The organism is Microcoleus sp. Pol8_D6 (assembly GCF_036700965.1).
Classification (GTDB): Bacteria; Cyanobacteriota; Cyanobacteriia; order Cyanobacteriales; family Microcoleaceae; genus Microcoleus.
Genome location: NZ_JAUBPW010000167.1, coordinates 1 through 1,351 on the forward strand (window position 1 = coordinate 1; position 1,351 = coordinate 1,351).

Genomic DNA, 1,351 nt, shown 5'->3' on the forward strand with positions numbered 1-1,351 from the left:
TTGCGAGTCACCGGAATCCACCACACTACGATCATCCACTGGATAAGGGAAGCTGGTTGCCAAATCCCTGATGCGCCACAGTTCGAGGAAATCCCCGAAATTAAAGACCTTGATGAACTCCAGACCTTCATGGGCAACAAGGGTAATAAACTTTGGATTTGGACAGCAGTTAATCACAAGCAACCAGGAGTCTTAGCCTGGACAATCGGAGATCATAGTGGAGAAACTTTTAAGCCTTTGTGGCGGATTGTCAAGTGTTAGCAATGTTTATTTGAACCCACATTCCGCACCCTCAACTGTCACAATCGGAAATTACGGAGATAAAAAAGCAAAGCTTGGATAAAAAGAGACATCGGGAGCATCTCAAATATGTAATGAGTATAAATACTATTCAGGCTAAAGCGAGATTTTAATAAGCACAACGATGTTTCAGAAGTTGAGCCAGATTGTCACGATTCCACCCGGCCCCGGATATTTTGATTCTCCGTCAAATCTGTTTAATTGTCGCCTCGACAGCAAAGCGAACCAATTGTGATCTTTTGACACTGCATCGCCTGATAATCAGAAATTCTACATCGATGTCGTTCTAGATAATCCAGAAAGTTCTTGACGGTACATCCCAGTCAGCCAAAGCAGCGATTGCCCCATAGACCTGACCACGCCACAGATGAGTCTCCACTGTTTGCAAACGTTGATTAGAACCACCCAATTTGTACAGGTTTTCCGCATCGGTGATACCAATCTACAGCACTTCCGGCTGTTATGAGGTACAGTAGCAGCAATTAGTAAACCAGTTTTTGAGATGTTTCGGATTCATTAAATCAAGAGCTACAGCAATTATGGTGTCAACCATTTTAGTGGTGGTTGGTGAAAACTGGATCAATAAAGATTTGAGCTGTGACCACCATAATTCAATTGGATTAAAATCAGGAGAGTATGGGGACAAACACAAGATAGAAGCACCCACAGCTTCAATCATAGGCTCAATTGAAGCTAGTTTATGCGCGGGTAAATTATCCATCACTACTACTGCTCCCGACCACAATTGTGGCGCTAAACATTTTTCAATAAATACCTCAAATGCTTTGCCATCCATCGAGTTATCCAGTGTCATGAGGGCCACTACTCGCTTGAGACTAATTGCACCAATTACTGTGACTTTTTTGCCGGGCGTAAAAAGGTTTAACCGCAGAGGCTCTAGTTCCTAGTTGGGAACGTGCATGAGTTCGGCTTAAACCTAGCACTACTCCAGTTTCATCTAAAAATACTAGATTTTTTATACCACTTCTCCAAAAATATGCTACAATAGCACTTCTAGCAAAAGGACGATTGTATGAAAGTAAATTACCAA

2 protein-coding genes and 1 pseudogene are annotated in these 1,351 nt (G+C 42.3%); 1 reads left to right on the forward strand and 2 read right to left on the reverse strand.

Annotation, left to right across the window (positions count from 1 at the left end; translation table 11 throughout):
* The coding region (locus QUA10_RS29010) for an IS1 family transposase (RefSeq protein ID WP_333086494.1) at positions 1–261 on the forward strand (261 nt) is incomplete at its 5' end.
* A 499-nt stretch (positions 262–760) separates the two neighbouring features.
* Here QUA10_RS29010 and QUA10_RS29015 read toward each other — a convergent pair.
* Together QUA10_RS29015 and QUA10_RS29020 are read right to left on the reverse strand one after the other, a co-directional pair.
* Positions 761–1,114 carry a transposase gene (locus QUA10_RS29015; protein WP_333085951.1) on the reverse strand — a complete coding sequence of 118 codons (354 nt, stop codon included), beginning with the start codon at positions 1,112–1,114 and terminating at the stop codon, positions 761–763.
* Positions 1,115–1,136: 22 nt separating this feature from the next.
* Positions 1,137–1,351 (reverse strand): annotated as a pseudogene (locus QUA10_RS29020) (hypothetical protein); the annotation flags it as partial.

Coding starts and splice junctions, on each gene's coding strand:
- QUA10_RS29015 (WP_333085951.1), bottom strand. CDS start 1,114: ATGACACTGGATAACTCGATGGATGGCAAAGCATTTGAGGTATTTATT.